The following is a 14,951-nucleotide window of genomic DNA, read 5'->3' on the forward strand; positions in this document are numbered from 1 at the left end:
TGATTGTGTGTTGGGGGGGGTTTTTGACTGTTTTTTTTTTTTTGTTGGTTTACTATATCCCCCACTCGCCCCCCGCCCCCCCCCCGCGCCCCCCCCCCCCCCCCCGCCCCCCCCCCCGATCGGCGTTTTCCGGTCTTTCCCTCCGGTCCTTCCCGTCCGCTCAGCGCGGCCCGGGGCCGTCTTCGGCGGAGGGGTCGTCGCTCCCGGCGGCCGGGGCCCCGTCCGTCGGTTCGGAGGTGGCCTCCGGGCCGGAGCCGTTCACCGGTCCGGAGGTGGCGTGTGCGCCGGCCGGCCGGGGTTCCTGCGCGGTCGGGGGCTCGACCAGCCACTCCGGGTTGCTGTGCCGGCGCCACCACTGCCAGGCGACGACGCCGCCGCCGATCGCCAGCAGGCCGGCCACGGCGAGGCCGGCGGCCAGGCGGTTGCAGTGCTCCTTCCTGGCGTTCCGGGCTGCCAGCTTGCTGATCTCGGCCGCGCTGACATTGCCGTGGAGGGCGGTCAGCGCGGCGGCACCGCGGGCCTGGGCCTCCTGGGCGACCGGGACGACCGTGGCACGGGCCTCCTCGACCGCGTGGGCGACCCTGGGGACGACGGTGGCGCGGGTCTGGTCCGCGGCCCGGGTGGCGGACAGGCGGGCCGCCAGGGCGGCCTCCTGGGCCCGGTGGAGGGCCTTCAGGGCGTTCTGCTGGGCCTCCGGCGGGAGGCTGGCGAAGGCGTGGCGGAACTGCGGGGCCAGGTGCCTGTCGTACTGGCCGCGGAGGTTGTGGGCGGCCAGTGCGGCCTTCGGACCGAAGGCGTCCAAGGCGGGGCCGAGGCGCTGCTTGGCGCCGTCCGCGAAGTGTGCGGCGGTGTCCCGGGTCCTGGTGGCCGTCTCTCGGGCCGAATCCGAAAAGCTCACGAGTCTCTCCTCCTGGGTGGCGTCCTAATATGCACATATCCACCTGAATGCTGATCATGCATCCTGATTTGTCCGGAGGCATGTCGGGTGGGCCGTATGCGGGGCCCCTGCGGGGCGGGCCGGTGGGAGGCGGGGTGTGGGCCGGGTCCGGGGTCGGGCGTGTCGGGTGGGCCGTGCGTGGGGCCCCTGCGGGGCGGGCCGGTGGGGAGGCGGAGCGTAGGTGAGGCGGGGGAGTCCGGTCCGGGAACGGGGGTGCGGCAGTAGGCTGAGGGCTTTGAGGTCGTGTACGGGAAGGGGACCCCGCTGATGCTCCCGGACGAGCCGCGGCCGACGGCCGATCGGTCCCCGGAGGCCGGACTGCCCGGCTGCTACCGGCACCCGCAGACTCCCACCGGGGTCTCCTGCACCCGCTGCGAGCGGCCGATCTGCCCGCACTGCATGGTGGCCGCCTCGGTGGGCTTCCAGTGCCCGGAGTGCGTCGGCGACGGCCACGCCGGGGCGCGGCGGGCGACCACCCGGTTCGGTGGGGCCCTGGCCGCCGACGGCGGGCTGGTCACCCGGGTGCTGATCGGGATCAACGTCGTCGTCTGGGTGCTGGCGGCCTACGTGCTCACCCCGCGGCTGGGCCAGACCTGGATCCTGTTGAGCACGGGGTCGGACCTCCTCGGCGGCCCGTCCGGTATCGCCGACGGCCCGCACCAGTGGTACCGGCTGCTGACCGCCACCTTCCTGCACCTGGAGTGGTGGCACGTCGGGATGAACATGCTGGTGCTGTTCTGGCTCGGCCCGGCACTGGAGCAGGCGCTCGGCCGGCTGCGCTTCCTGGCCCTCTACCTGGTCGCCGGCCTGGGCGGCAGCATCTTCGCCTTCCTGGTGGCCGGCCACGAGATGAAGTCGCTGGGCGCCTCCGGGGCGATCTTCGGGCTGATCGGCGCCACGATCGTGATGCAGCTGCGGGACAAGGGCCCGCTCGGCCCGGCGATGGCGTTCCTGGTCTTCAACCTGATCGTCACCTTCTCCCGCCCGGGCATCGACTGGCGGGCGCACATCGGCGGCCTGCTGCTCGGCTCGCTGACCGCGGCCGGCCTGATGTACGCCCCGCGCGAGCGCCGCGGCCTGGTCCAGGCCCTGACGGTGGTGGGCGCGCTGGCGGTCGAGGCGGGGATGCTGCTGGCCGGGATGGCCCTGTACGGGGCGTGACCCTTCGAGCGTTTGTCCACAGCGGGTGCGGGGTTGTGCACAGGCTGTGCGGCCACCCGGCTGTGGACTGCTGTTCTACGCGTGTCCTGCTGTGCGGTTCTCCCGTTTCCGAGGAGTTGTGCACACCTGTGGACGGCTCCACCCGGGAAAGTTATCCACAGGCTGGGGAGACTTTTCCCCAGTGTGGATAACCATGTGGATAAGCACGACAGTCCGATGGTGGGGATAACCGACCGGATTCCCGCCCGGCTCCGGGCACGCCTGACCGCCGTCCCGGGACGAGCGATCCGGAACGGCGGGGAGCGGCTCGGGACCGAGCCTCAGGACGGTCGGGCCGTCACTTCCACTGGGTGGAGACGCCGAACCCGGCGGCGATGAAGCCGAAGCCGACCAGGATGTTCCAGTTGCGCCAGCTCTCGACCGGGTAGGTGCCGCTGGTCACGTAGTAGGTGACGATCCACACCAGGCCGATCAGGAACAGTGCCAGCATCAGCGGCGCGACCCAACCGCGGCCCGAACTGATCTTCACCGCGGCCGTGGTCGGCGGGGTGTAGTCGGACTTCTTGCGGAGTCGAGACTTCGGCACGAGGAGCTCTCCTGTCGATGCGCTGTGAGACCGCGCGGGGTGCAACGGGGGGAATCGGCCGGGTCTGCTGCGGAGGACGGCCCGGGGACCGCTCCGCCGCATGCCACCGGCGTCCGTTAGCGTAGTGGCTCGGCGGGTGTTGAGGAGATAAGGGTACGGTGACTAATTTGTCGATTCCCCCTGAGCCGGCCCGTACCCGCCGCTCCGGCACCCGAATTGTCGGCCGTGCCCTGACCTGCGCCGTCTTCGCGCTCGCCGGCCTGCTCTTCTACATCAGCGCGCAGACCGCCCGCGGCACCGACCTGCGGACCGACAACTCGCTGCTCAGCCTCGGCGACGTGATCCGCCAGCGCAGCGGGCAGAACCAGCAGGCGCAGTCCCAGCTCGCCGACCTCCAGGCCCGCGCCCAGCAGCTCACCGAGCGGCAGGGCCACGACCCCGCCGACGCCGCGCAGCTGGACGGCCTGCGCGCCGGCGCGGCCCTGGAGCCACTCCAGGGCGGCGGCCTGACCGTCACCCTCAACGACGCCCCGCCGAACGCCACCGCGCGCATCCCCGGGGTGCCCGAGCCCGGCGTCAACGACCTGGTCATCCACCAGCAGGACATCCAGGCCGTGGTCAACGCGCTGTGGCGCGGCGGCGCCGAGGGCGTCCAGGTGATGGACCAGCGGCTGATCTCCACCAGCGCCGTCCGCTGCGTCGGCAACACGCTGCTGCTCCAGGGCCGGGTCTACTCCCCGCCGTACGTGGTCAAGGCGGTCGGGAAGACCGACGCCCTGCGTTCGGCCGTCGACGCCGACCCGACGATCCGCAACTACCTCCAGTACGTCCAGGCGTACGGGCTGGGCTGGAAGGTCCAGGAGAGCGGCGAGCTGACCCTGCCCGGCTACTCCGGCACCACCGAGCTGCGGTCGGCGGGCGGACAGCAGTAGCGGACCGGCCCCGCGGCCGTGCACGGCGGGTCTACTCTTTAACCCAGTCCGCTGCGTCGAGGGAGCACCATGTACGGCTGGATCTGGCGTCACCTTCCGGGAAACACCCTGGTCCGAGCCGTCGTCTCGCTGCTCCTCGTCCTGGGGATCGTCTACCTCCTCTTCACCTACGTCTTCCCGTGGGCGGAACCGCTGCTCCCCTTCGGTGACGTCACGGTGGACGGCGGCGACGGCGCCGCGACCGGCTGAGCCGGCGGGCCCGGCACCCCTTCCAGCACCGCACCCCACGGAGACCACGCGCGCATGACGACCCGGCCGACCACTCCGCCCCGCATCCTGGTGGTGGACAACTACGACAGCTTCGTCTTCAACCTGGTCCAGTACCTGTACCAGCTCGGTGCCACCTGCGAGGTGGTGCGCAACGACGAGGTGACCGTCGAGCACGCCGTCCGCCGCTCCGGCGAGGAGGGCTTCGACGGCGTGCTGCTCTCCCCCGGGCCCGGTGCCCCCGAGGAGGCCGGGGTCTGCATCGAGATGGTCCACCACTGCGCGCGGATCGGGCTGCCGGTGTTCGGCGTCTGCCTGGGCCTCCAGTCGATCGCGGCGGCGTACGGCGCGGTGGTCGACCGGGCGCCCGAGCTGCTGCACGGCAAGACCTCGCCGGTCGAGCACGAGGACGGCGGCGTGTTCGAGGGCCTGCCCTCGCCGCTGACCGCGACCCGCTACCACTCGCTCGCGGTCGAGCCGGCCACCGTGCCGGCCGAGCTGGTGGTCACCGCGCGCACCGACAGCGGCGTGATCATGGGCCTGAGGCACCGTGAACTGCCGGTCGAGGGCGTGCAGTTCCACCCCGAGTCGGTGCTCACCGAGGGCGGTCACCGGATGCTCGCCAACTGGCTCGCGGAGTGCGGCTTCCCGCAGGCGGTCGACCGGTCGGCCGGGCTCGCCCCGGTGATCGGCCGGGGCTGACCGGCGTGACCGCGCTGCGTCCGGAGGGACGTTTCCAGCCGGAGGCGGACCCGTACGGCACCGTGCAGCAGTTCCCGGTGCAGACCGCGCCCGAGGACGCCTGGGGCGTGTACGAGCAGGCCCAGGAGCCCCTCGTGGACGGGCCCGAGTACCCCTGGCTGCCCGACCAGACCCTCCAGCTGCGGCTGCCCGCGGACCTCGGCGCACCGGCCGCCGAACCGGTCCCCACCGGCGGCCGGGCCGAGCGCCGCCGCGCCGCCCAGGGCCGCACCTCGCTGCGCTCCGGCAGCGGCCGGCGCCGGGCGGGTGGCCGCGCCGCCGGGCGGGCGCGCCCCAAGGAGTCCGTGCTGGTGGTGGCCGCCCGGGGCGTCGGCGAGCTGTGCATCACGCTCGGCCTGGTGATGCTGCTCTTCGTCGCGTACCAGCTCTGGTGGACCAACGTGCAGGCCGACGAGGCCGCCGACGGGGCCCGCAACCAGCTGGAGCAGCAGTTCGACGCGGCGCCCGCCGCGCCCGCCCAGCCGGGGCAGCCGGCCCCGGACCCGAACAAGCCCGAGGTGTTCGAGCCCGGCAAGGGCTTCGCCATCATCTACCTGCCCAAGCTGGGGCTGAAGTTCCCGATCGCCGAGGGCACCTCCAAGTCGGCGGTGCTCGACAAGGGCCTGGTCGGCCACTACGCCAACACCGGCATGCCGGGCGACAAGGCGGGCAACTTCGCGCTGGCCGCCCACCGCAACACCCACGGCGAGCCGTTCCGGTACATCAACCAGCTCGGCAAGGGCGACAAGATCGTGGTGGAGACCTCCGCCGGCTACTACACCTACGAGGTCACCGGGGGCATCCCGGAGACGTCCCCCAACAACGTGAGCGTGATCAAGCCGGTGCCGAACGGCGCCGGGTACGCCGGTCCCGGCCGCTACATCACGCTGACGACCTGTACCCCGGAGTTCACCTCCAAGTTCCGTCTCATCGTCTTTGGCAAGATGATCGACGAACGGCCGCGTGCCCAGGGCAAGCCGGCCGCCATCACGGGCGGGTAGCCGCCCGGCCGCCAGGCCCGGAGGGGGAGCACCGCAGATGCAGGACGAGACCGAGCTGTCGGCCGAACCGGCGCAGGAGGCCTTTCCCCCGCCCGAGCCGCGGGCCGGGCGGGGACGGAGCCGGGCGCTGGCCGCGCTCGGGGTCTTCGGCGAGCTGCTGATCACCCTGGGCCTGGTGCTCGGCCTGTTCGTGGCCTACTCGCTGTGGTGGACCAACGTGCAGGCGGACCGCGCGGCCTCGGCAGCCGGCGACCGGCTGCGCAGCGACTGGGCCGCCGGACCGGCCGCCGGCCCGTCGGCCGGGCCCGGTGCCACCCCGGCGCCCGGTGCGTCCGCCGCGCCCGGCGCCTCCGCCGCCCCGGGCGCCCCCGGTGCCGTGCCGAGGCAGTTCGCGGTCGGGGACGACGTCGGCTTCCTGCACGTCCCGGCGATGGGCAGGGACTTCCAGGTGCTGATCCGGATGGGCACCTCCACCGAGGTCCTGGACGAGGGCGTGGCGGGCGTCTACGAGCAGCCGTACAAGGCCGCGATGCCGTGGGACGAGCAGGGCAACTTCGCGCTGGCCGCCCACCGGGACGGCCACGGCGCCAAGTTCCACGACCTGGACGCCGTCCACAAGGGCGACGCGGTCGTGGTCGAGACCCGGGACAAGTGGTACGTCTACAAGGTCGACAACACCCTGCCGGAGACGACCAAGTTCGACACCGGCATCGTGGCACCCGTCCCGCCCCGCTCCGGCTACGCCGGCCCCGGCCGCTACATCACCCTGACCACCTGCACCCCGGTGTACACCTCGCGCTACCGGATGGCCGTCTGGGGGAGCCTGGTGCGGGTGGACGACATGGACGCCAAGCGCACCCCGCCGCCGGAGCTGCGGCGCTCCTGACGCCCTTCACGGGCCTCCTGGGGGCCGGGGAAGGGAAACGCCCGAGGGCCCGCCGCGACGAGGCGGTTTCTAGCGATCGTTGCAACACGTGGTCGGTTGTCTAGGCCGCGAGGAGTTTAGCCAGACGCTCGGCTGGGGTTTCCCAGCCGAGCGTTTTGCGTGGACGGCGGTTGAGCTGGTCGGCGACGGCGGCCAGGTGCTCCGGGGTGTGGACCGAGAGGTCGGTGCCCTTGGGGAAGTACTGCCGCAGCAGGCCGTTCGTGTTCTCGTTCGAGCCGCGCTGCCAGGGGCTGGCCGGGTCGCAGAAGTAGACCGGGATGTCGGTGGTGAGCGTGAACTCGCGATGGCGGCCCATCTCGCTGCCCTGGTCCCACGTCAGCGAGCGTTTCAGCTCGGTGGGGAGCATGCGGGCGGTGGCCACCAGGGCGTCACGGACGGTCTCGGCCGTGTGGTCGCCGGGCAGGTGCAACAGCATCACGAAGCGGGTCGCGCGCTCGACCAGGGTGCCGATCGCCGACTTCTGGTCCTTGCCGATGATCAGATCGCCCTCCCAGTGACCGGGAACGGCCCGGTCCTCGGCCTCGGCCGGACGCTCGCTGATCATGACCATCGGATCGGCGAAGCGGGGCTGGCGGCAGTTGGCCTGACGCTGGGGCTTGCGCCGGGCGCGCCCGCTCCGCAGGGCGCCGGCCAGCTCGCGCCGCAACTGCCCTCGGCCCTGGACGTAGAGCGCCTGGTAGACGGTCTCGGGAACCACGTGCATCTCCGGCCGGTCGGGAAACTGTGCCCGCAGAGCGTGGCATATCTGTTCCGGGCTCCACCTCTCGTCCAGCATCGCCTGGACGGCGTCCCACAGCTCCGGATTCGAGAGGATCTTGCGGGGCTTGGGGCGGGGACGGCGAGCATCGGAACGGGCCTGGGCCGCGTGCGGCCGGTAGTGCCACTGACCACGGGCGCCGTCCGTGCGGTTGCGGCGGATCTCCCGGGAGACCGTCGACGGACTGCGGCCCAGCTCGGCCGCGATCTGGCGGATCGTGGCCTTCTCCCGCAACCGGTCCGCGATGTGGATCCGTTCGTCCTCACGCAGATACCGGGAGGGACCCGAAGGCGGCGCCACCGCTGAGAGCGGTGGCGCCGCCTTGTTCCTGCCAGACGCATTGCGCCCATAGAGCCAACGTCTACCGGTCCGGTCGTTGACTCCGACGATCCGGCACGCCTCGGCGTTGGCGTAGCCCTGCTCCATGAGCCGGGAGTATGCCTCCCGCTCCCGGCCCAGTTTCACAGGCCCCTGACCGTTTCGGTCTCTGCGGATCTCGAAGTCCAATGCATCCCCTGAACTGGGGTGTTGCAACGACTCCTAGAACCCAAGCGATTGCGGCGGGCCCTCGGGCGTGCTGGGGAGTCACCCGGGCTCCGGCCCCCGGTTCAGCCGAACCAGGGGAAGATCGGAGGCCTAGTGGTCCCCTTTGGGGGGTGTGGTGGTGGGGTCTCCCCCTTTGGGCGGCTCGGCCGCCTTGATGTACAGCTGGATCTGGGTGTTCGGGTCGACCGCGGTGCCGGCCGGCGGGTTGCTCGCCTGCACCGTCGCGTTCGGGTCCGGCTGGCCGTTGACCACCGTGTAGGTCAGACCGAGCGCCTTCAGCTGGTTCGCGGCGTCGCCCAGCTTGACGTTCGCCAGCGGCGGGACCTGGGGCTTGTCCGCCGCCTTGTAGACGGTCAGCGCGATCTTGGTGTTGACCGGGGCCTTGGTGTTGGCCTGCACCGACTGCACGGCGACCGTGTTGACCTTGCTCGGGTCGGGGGCCGCCACGGTCTTCGAGGCGTCCACCTGGAAGCCGAGGCCCTGGAGGGTCGCCATGGCGTCCTCCTTCTGGGCGCCGACCACGTTCGGCACGTTCACCTTGGTCTTGCCCTGCGACACGGTCAGCTTGATCGGGGTGCTCGGGTCGGCGGCCGCGTTGGCCGCCGGGTCCTGGGCGGTGACGGTGTCCTGCGCGGCGGTGTCGTCGTCCTTGTACTCGGTGGTGACGTTGGTGAAGCCCGCGTCGGCGAGGGCCTTGGTGGCCTGGTCCTTGGGCTTGCCGACCACGGCGGGGACCGGCGCCTTGGCCGGGCCCGAGGAGATCTGCACCGTGATGGTGGCGGTCTCGACGACCTGGCCGCCCGCCGCCGGGTTCTGGGTGCAGACCTGGTCCTTCTTGATGTTGGTGTCCGGGCAGGCGACCTTCTCGCCCTCGGTCACCACCAGCTTGGGACCGGCGGCGGCGGCCGCCGTCTTGGCCTCGGCCAGGGTCTTGCCGACCAGGTTCGGGGCGGTGACCTTCGCGGCCTCCTTGTCGCCCTTGTCGCTGAACATCGCCTGGGCGACGAAGAAGGTGCCGACCAGGACCAGTACGGCGGCGACCGCCAGCACGATCCAGGAGGTGTTGCTCTTCTTCGGCTGTTCCTCGCCCCGGCGGCCGCCGCGGCCGTAGCCGTCGTCGTAGCCGTCGCCCGCGCCGCCCGGGGCGCCGGCGTAGGTCTGGCCGTAGCCGTCGTCCTGGTAGCCGGGCTGCCCGGAGGCCTGCGGCAGGACGGTGGTCGGGCCGCCGGGCTGCTGCGGCAGCACGTTGGTCTGGCCGTACGGGTCGTGCTGCTGCGGGTAGCCGTTCTGGTCGTAGCCGTAGCCGGCCGGGCCCATGCCGTACCCGGCCTGCTGGGCGGCGGCCACCGGCAGGCCGTCGAGGAAGCGCTCGATGTCGTCGCGCATCTCGTCGGCGCTCTGGTAACGGTAGTCGCGGTCCTTGGCGAGTGCCTTCAGCACGATCGCGTCGACCTCGGGGCGCACCTCGGGGTCGAAGACGGACGGCGGCTGCGGCTCCTCCCGGACGTGCTGGTAGGCCACCGCGACCGGCGAGTCGCCGACGAACGGCGGGCGGACGGTCAGCAGCTCGTAGAGCAGGCAGCCGGTGGAGTAGAGGTCGGAGCGGGCGTCGACCTGCTCGCCCTTGGCCTGCTCGGGGGAGAGGTACTGGGCGGTGCCGATGACGGCCGAGGTCTGCGTCATGGTCATCCCGGCGTCGCCCATCGCACGGGCGATGCCGAAGTCCATGACCTTGACGTTGCCCTGCCGGGTCAGCATCACGTTGGCCGGCTTGATGTCGCGGTGCACGATGCCGGCCCGGTGCGAGTACTCGAGGGCCTGGAGGATGCCGATGGTCATCTCCAGCGCGCGCTCGGGCAGCAGCCGGCGGCCGGAGTGCAGCAGCTCGCGCAGCGTCGACCCCTCGACGTACTCCATCACGATGTACGGGATGGAGATGCCGTCGATGTAGTCCTCGCCGGTGTCGTACACGGCGACGATCGCGGGGTGGTTCAGGGACGCCGCCGACTGTGCCTCGCGGCGGAAGCGGGCCTGGAACGACGGATCCCGGGCCATGTCGGCCCGGAGCGTCTTCACTGCGACGGAGCGGCCGAGCCGGGTGTCATGGGCGAGGTAGACCTCGGCCATGCCGCCGCGTCCGAGGACGCCGCCGAGCTCGTACCTGCCGCCGAGGCGACGAGGCTCTTCCATAGATCCGACCCTCTCCCTCACCCGCCGGTGAGGTTGTGACGTAGGTGTCCCCGCACGCTCTGGGTGACGCCGCGCCGTGCGCGACCGGTTCTCCGGCCGGGCCGTGCGGTGCCTCGCGGGCGGCAACGGGCACACCCGCTGCTGGCGGATACGCTACCGGTCGTACCGCATCGGACCGGAGTCAGCTGTCGGCCGATATCAGACCGGTATCCGGACGGGGCTGCCGATCGTGACTTTTCCCTCACCCCTGATCCGCGCTCCTACTTGCCGAGTGCGGCCTGCATCACCGCCTTGGCGATGGGGGCCGCGAGCCGGCCACCGCTGATGCCGTCGCGGTTCTGGGAGCCGTCCTCGACCACCACCGCGACCGCGACCGACTGGCCGTCCGGGGTCTTGGCCCAGGAGGTGAACCAGGCGTACGGCAGCCCGGCGTTGTCCTCGCCGTGCTGCGCGGTGCCGGTCTTGCCGCCGACCTGGAGGCCGGGGATCTTGGCGTTGGTGCCGGTGCCGTTCTCGACCACCGAGACCATCAGGTCCTGCATCTTCTGCGCGGTGGCCGGGCTCATCGGCTGGGAGAACTGCTTCTCGGTGTGCTTGGAGACGGTGGTCAGCGAGGCCGAGCGCTCCTGGTCGACCAGGTACGGCTGCATCAGGCTGCCGTTGTTGGCGATCGCGGCGGAGACCATGGCCATCTGCAGCGGGGTGGCGCGGGTGTCGTGCTGGCCGATCGAGTCCTGGGCGGTGCCGTCCGGGCTCGGGCTGTCCGGGAAGACGCTCTTCTCGGAGCGGATCGGGGTGTCGATCGTGCTGTTGAAGCCGAACTTCTCGGCCTGCGCCCGCATCCGCTCCTTGCCCAGGTCCGCGCCCATCTTGGCGAAGACCGTGTTGCAGGACTGGTCCATCCCGGACTTGATGGTGGCGTTCTCGCAGCGCTCGTTCGGGCTCTCGTTCTTCAGCTGGGTGTTCGTGCCGGGCAGGATGTACGGCTCGGGCGTCTCCGTCGCGTCGTCGATGCCCTGGTAGCGGCCGTTCTCGAACGCGGCGGTGGCGGTGACCAGCTTGAAGGTCGAGCCGGGCGGATAGGTCTCCTTCAGTGCCCGGTTGAGCATCGGCTTGTTCGGGTCCGCGTTGAGGTCCGTCCAGGCCTTGGTGTCGGCGGCCTCGCCGCCGGCGAAGGTGCCGGGGTCGTAGGACGGGGTGGAGACCAGCGCCAGGATCGCGCCGGTCTTCGGGTCGACGGCGACCACCGCGCCCTTCTTGCTGCCCATCGCGTCGAAGGCCGCCTTCTGGACCTTGGCGTTGATGGTGGTGACGACGTCGCCGCCGCGCTTCTGCTCGCCGGTCAGCATGTCCAGGGTGTTGCGGAAGAACAGCCGGTCGTCGGTGCCGGAGAGGATGCCGTCCTCCAGGTTCTCCAGCTGGTTGGAGCCGTAGGCCTGGGAGGAGTAGCCGGTCACCGGGGCGTACATCGGGCCGTCGACCCAGGAGCGCTTGTACTTGTAGCGCAGGCCGTTGACGAAGTCCGACTTCGTGACCGGCTGGCCGCTGACGATGATGTTGCCGCGCGGGTGGGCGTACCGGTCGTACAGCTGGCGCTTGTTGTTCTTGTTGGTGGCCCAGGCCTCGGCCTGGACGCCCTGCACCCAGTTGGTGCGCACCATCAGGGCCAGGATCAGCACGAGGCAGAAGATCGAGACCCGGCGGATCGGCTTGTTCATCGGGCGGGTCCTCCCTGGCCCTCGGGGGCCGGGGCCGGTTCGGCCCCGGGGCGGCGGGCGCTGTCGCTGATCTTCAGCAGGATCGCGACCAGCGCCCAGTTGGCGACCACGGACGAACCGCCCTGGGCGAGGAACGGCATGGTCATACCGGTGAGCGGGATCAGCCCGGTGACACCGCCGGCCACGACGAACACCTGGATCGCCATCGCCGAGGAGAGGCCGACGGCGAACAGCTTGCCGAACGGGTCGCGGGCGGCGAGCGCGGTGCGCAGGCCGCGCTGGACCAGCAGCGCGTACAGCAGGAAGATCGCCATCAGGCCGGTCAGCCCGAGCTCCTCGCCGAACGAGCCCAGGATGAAGTCGCTCTTGGCGGCGAAGGCGATCAGCCAGGACCGGCCCTGGCCCAGGCCGGAGCCGGTGACCCCGCCGGAGCCGAGCGCCATCAGCGACTGGCCGATCTGCTCGGTGGCGCCCTTCGGCGGGTTCGGCCCGAAGGCGGCCATCGGGTCGAGCCAGGCGTCGATGCGGACCTTCACGTGGCTGGCGGTCGAGGCGACCGCGACCGCGCCGCCGACCGACATCAGCAGGCCGAACAGGATCCAGCTGGTCCGCTCGGTGGCGACGTAGAGCATCACCACGAACAGGCCGAAGAACAGGAAGGACGTGCCCAGGTCGTTCTCGAAGATCAGGATCAGCAGGCTGAGCAGCCAGATCACGATGATCGGGCCGAGGTCGCGGCCGCGCGGCAGGTACAGGCCCATGAACCGGCGGCTGGCCAGCGCGAGGGCGTCCCGCTTGACCATCAGGTAGCCGGCGAAGAACACGGTCAGGACGATCTTGGCGAACTCGCCGGGCTGGATGGAGAAGCTGCCCATCCGGATCCAGATCTTCGCGCCGAAGTCCTCCGCCCTGGCCGGGAAGAAGGCCGGCGCGGCGAGCAGGACGAGGGCCACCACCATCGAGATGTAGGTGTAGCGCTGGAGCACCCGGTGGTCCTTCAGCAGCACCATCACCCCGATGAAGCCGGCGATCCCGAGGGCCGACCACATCAGCTGGTTCTCGGCCGCCGGGTAGTTGCCCCTGAGCAGCTTGCCCGCCTTGTCCAGCCGCCAGATCATCACCACCCCGAGCCCGTTGAGCAGGGTGGCGATCGGCAGCATCAGCGGATCCGCGTACGGCGCGAAGCGGCGCACCAGCAGGTGGGCGACCACCGCCAGGGCGCCCATGCCGAACCCGTAGCCGAGCATGCCGGCGGGCAGCTTGCCGTCCATCGCGAGGCCGACGTTGGCGTACGCGAGGACCGGCAGCAGCACCGCGAAGACCAGCATGGCCAGCTCGGTGTTGCGCCGGTTGGGCGCCTCCTGCGGGGAGATCGTGGTGTTGCCGCGCCGGCGGGGGACGGCGCGTGCGGCCGTCGCCCGGCGCCGGCCGGCCCGGGTGGACTCTTCGCTCAGGTCGTAGCTGCTCACGTGGTGACCGCTCCCTGACGGCCGGCAAGACCGCTCGGGGCGGTCCTATGTCGGATCACGGACGTCACTGCTTCGGGCAGGAGTTGGCCCGGCTGAGTTCCTCTTCGCTCAGCGGGGCCTGGTCGCCCTGCGCGGCGCCGGCCGGAGGGGTTGCGTTCGGTGCCGGGGTGGGCGCCACCGGGGCGGTCGGTGTCGGGGCGGTCGAGGGCGACGTGGTCGGAGCCGCGGCCGGGCCGCGGTTCTTCTCGGTCGGGGTGGGCGTGGCGGCCAGGTACACCGCCTGGGTGGCCGGCGGCGTGGCCGGGGTGTTCGCCCGTGCGGCCCGCTGGCAGAGCTGGACCCAGCCGTCGAGCTCGTTGACCGTCGACTGGGCGTCCTTCATGCTGCCGACCGAGATGGTCTTCTTCACGTGGGCCTGCTGGTCCTCGGGCAGCCACTTCAGCTGGATCTTGCTGTACGAGGAGTGCACCGAGGACAGGCTCAGACCGGCCAGGTTCTGGTTGATGCCCTGGTAGATCGCGACGTGGTCCTCCTGGGTGCCCACGTAGTACTGGTCCTGGGTCCACTGGTAGCCGAACCAGCCGGCGCCGCCGAGCAGGCCGAGCGCGACCAGGGCGGCCAGCGAGATCGTCAGGCCCTTGCGCTTGCGCTTCCTGGGCCGCCCCTCGTCGAAGTCCTCGGTGCCGTACACCGAGGGCTCGCCGGAGCCGTAGCCGTACTCGCCCTCGTACCCCTCGGCGGGGCCGAAGCCGCCCTGCGCGCCGTAGCCCTCCTCGTAGCCCTCGGCCGGGCCGAAGGCGCCCTGCGGGCCGCGGCCGAGGCCGGCGGCGCGGCCGGCCGGGGTGTCCGCGATCGAGCGGTCGGCGGCGGCCGAGGACGGCGGGGCGTCGGCGACCGCGCCGACCACCACCGGGACGTCGTTGAACTGGCCGCTCATGGTGTCCGTGGCGCCGACGTCGATGACGTCCGCCACGATGCAGGTGATGTTGTCGGGACCGCCGCCGCGCAGCGCGAGCTGGATCAGCTCCTGCACGGTCTGCTCGGGCGCGTAGTAGCTGCCGAGGGTGTCCTGGAGGGTCTGGTGGCTGACCGGGCCGGAGAGGCCGTCGGAGCAGATCAGGTAGCGGTCGCCGGCCCGGACCTCGCGGATCGACAGGTCGGGCTCGACCTGGCCGCGGCCGTCCAGCGCGCGCATCAGCAGGGAGCGCTGCGGGTGGGTCTCGGCCTCCTCGGGCGTGATCCGGCCCTCGTCGACCAGGCGCTGCACCCAGGTGTGGTCCTGGGTGATCTGCACCAGGGCGCCGTCGCGCAGCAGGTAGGCGCGGGAGTCGCCGACGTGCACCAGGCCCATCCGCTGGCCCGTCCACAGCATCGCGGTCAGGGTGCAGCCCATGCCCTCCAGCTGCGGGTCCTCCTCGACCATCTGCCGGAGCCGGTCGTTGGCGCCCTGGACGGCGTCGCCCAGCAGGGTCAGCAGGTCCGCGCCCGGCACGTCCTCGTCCAGCCGGACGATCGAGCCGAGCACCTCGGAGGAAGCGACCTCGCCGGCCGCGGCGCCGCCCATGCCGTCGGCCACGGCCAGCAGCCGCGGCCCGGCGTAGCCGGAGTCCTCGTTCCCCTCCCGGATCAGTCCCTTGTGGGAGCCGGCGGCGAAGCGCAGCACCAGGGTCATGCGACCTGTGCCCCCCTCTGGGTCATGG

The 14,951-nt window shown here is 71.6% G+C and carries 13 protein-coding genes; 6 read left to right on the plus strand and 7 right to left on the minus strand.

Features of this window, described 5'->3' with window-relative positions:
• Positions 1–160: 160 nt before the first annotated feature.
• On the minus strand, positions 161–898 hold the full coding sequence (locus tag ACGF0D_RS40485; protein WP_392868698.1) for a DUF5324 family protein: 738 nt from the start codon (positions 896–898) through the stop codon (positions 161–163).
• Between the two features lie 306 nt (positions 899–1,204).
• On the opposite strand from ACGF0D_RS40485, the gene ACGF0D_RS40490 reads away from it, so the two are divergent.
• The gene (locus ACGF0D_RS40490) at positions 1,205–2,098 is read left to right on the plus strand and encodes a rhomboid family intramembrane serine protease (protein WP_392925211.1); all 894 of its coding nucleotides are present in this window, start codon (positions 1,205–1,207) and stop codon (positions 2,096–2,098) included.
• 337 nt (positions 2,099–2,435) lie between these two features.
• Here the strand turns inward: ACGF0D_RS40490 and crgA are convergent, their stop codons facing one another.
• On the minus strand, positions 2,436–2,684 hold the full coding sequence (gene crgA / locus ACGF0D_RS40495) for a cell division protein CrgA (RefSeq protein ID WP_049656797.1): 249 nt from the start codon (positions 2,682–2,684) through the stop codon (positions 2,436–2,438).
• 167 nt (positions 2,685–2,851) lie between these two features.
• Here crgA and ACGF0D_RS40500 point away from each other — a divergent pair, with 167 nt between their 5' ends.
• The 5 genes from ACGF0D_RS40500 to ACGF0D_RS40520 all read left to right on the plus strand — a co-directional run bounded on the left by ACGF0D_RS40500 (position 2,852) and on the right by ACGF0D_RS40520 (position 6,511).
• Positions 2,852–3,616, plus strand: a complete 765-nt coding sequence (locus ACGF0D_RS40500; protein WP_392868700.1) for a DUF881 domain-containing protein — start codon at positions 2,852–2,854, stop codon at positions 3,614–3,616.
• Between the two features lie 69 nt (positions 3,617–3,685).
• The gene (locus tag ACGF0D_RS40505; protein ID WP_392925213.1) at positions 3,686–3,865 is read left to right on the plus strand and encodes a hypothetical protein; all 180 of its coding nucleotides are present in this window, start codon (positions 3,686–3,688) and stop codon (positions 3,863–3,865) included.
• Positions 3,866–3,919: 54 nt separating this feature from the next.
• Entirely contained in the window at positions 3,920–4,585 is a 666-nt protein-coding gene (locus ACGF0D_RS40510; protein WP_392868703.1) for an aminodeoxychorismate/anthranilate synthase component II, read from the plus strand.
• Between the two features lie 5 nt (positions 4,586–4,590).
• The gene (locus tag ACGF0D_RS40515; RefSeq protein WP_392925215.1) at positions 4,591–5,625 is read left to right on the plus strand and encodes a class E sortase; all 1,035 of its coding nucleotides are present in this window, start codon (positions 4,591–4,593) and stop codon (positions 5,623–5,625) included.
• A 37-nt stretch (positions 5,626–5,662) separates the two neighbouring features.
• A complete protein-coding gene (locus ACGF0D_RS40520) occupies positions 5,663–6,511 on the plus strand; it encodes a class E sortase (protein WP_392868706.1) in 849 nt (282 codons plus the stop codon).
• A 100-nt stretch (positions 6,512–6,611) separates the two neighbouring features.
• Here ACGF0D_RS40520 and ACGF0D_RS40525 read toward each other — a convergent pair whose 3' ends face one another.
• The 5 genes from ACGF0D_RS40525 to ACGF0D_RS40545 form a co-directional block, all read right to left on the minus strand.
• A complete protein-coding gene (locus ACGF0D_RS40525; RefSeq protein ID WP_392925217.1) occupies positions 6,612–7,754 on the minus strand; it encodes an IS30 family transposase in 1,143 nt (380 codons plus the stop codon).
• Positions 7,755–7,964: 210 nt separating this feature from the next.
• Entirely contained in the window at positions 7,965–10,064 is a 2,100-nt protein-coding gene (gene pknB / locus ACGF0D_RS40530) for a Stk1 family PASTA domain-containing Ser/Thr kinase (RefSeq protein WP_392925219.1), read from the minus strand.
• Positions 10,065–10,324: 260 nt separating this feature from the next.
• Positions 10,325–11,782: a peptidoglycan D,D-transpeptidase FtsI family protein gene (locus tag ACGF0D_RS40535; RefSeq protein ID WP_392868709.1), complete on the minus strand. Its 1,458-nt coding sequence runs from the start codon at positions 11,780–11,782 to the stop codon at positions 10,325–10,327.
• Positions 11,779–13,155, minus strand: coding sequence for an FtsW/RodA/SpoVE family cell cycle protein (locus ACGF0D_RS40540; protein WP_392868790.1), 1,377 nt, complete (start codon positions 13,153–13,155; stop codon positions 11,779–11,781). Before ACGF0D_RS40540 ends, ACGF0D_RS40535 begins: the two co-directional genes overlap by 4 nt.
• A gap of 160 nt (positions 13,156–13,315) precedes the next feature.
• Positions 13,316–14,923, minus strand: a complete 1,608-nt coding sequence (locus ACGF0D_RS40545) for a PP2C family protein-serine/threonine phosphatase (protein WP_392925221.1) — start codon at positions 14,921–14,923, stop codon at positions 13,316–13,318.
• Positions 14,924–14,951 lie beyond the last annotated feature (28 nt).

This window comes from Kitasatospora sp. NPDC048298 (assembly GCF_043201465.1).
GTDB lineage: Bacteria > Actinomycetota > Actinomycetes > Streptomycetales > Streptomycetaceae > Kitasatospora.